The following is a 272-nucleotide window of genomic DNA, read 5'->3' as shown; positions in this document are numbered from 1 at the left end:
ACTCGTTTTCGGTAAGCACTTGCCAGCCTGTGGTTAAGCCGTTGTAGGGATTGCGCTCCCGGTACAATATCACCGGCTCGCTGGCCTTTTCGGCCAGCGCCATACGGGCCAGTTCTTTGCTTTCGCCATGCTTCAGGAATCCATCTTCAGCGATTTCCTGCAGGCGCTCTCTGGTTAATTTGCTGGTCATTAGTTAAGCCCTCACCCAGCCTTTGGATGTACTGCGGATTTTTCCAGATTTACGTAACGCCTGAAGCCGGCGATCGAGAATG

At 52.9% G+C, this 272-nt stretch carries 1 protein-coding gene; it reads right to left on the bottom strand.

The window, feature by feature from the left end; all coding sequences use genetic code 11:
- Positions 1-190 (bottom strand): hypothetical protein (locus MN204_RS20665; RefSeq protein ID WP_249872933.1); only part of this gene is annotated, 190 nt, incomplete at its 3' end.
- Positions 191-272: the final 82 nt, after the last annotated feature.

Source organism: Oceanobacillus saliphilus, assembly GCF_023522835.1.
In the GTDB taxonomy this organism is placed as follows: Bacteria; Bacillota; Bacilli; order Bacillales; family Amphibacillaceae; genus Oceanobacillus; species Oceanobacillus saliphilus.
The sequence above is the reverse complement of the archived record's forward strand: the minus strand, read 5'-3'. Positions and strand labels throughout refer to the sequence as shown.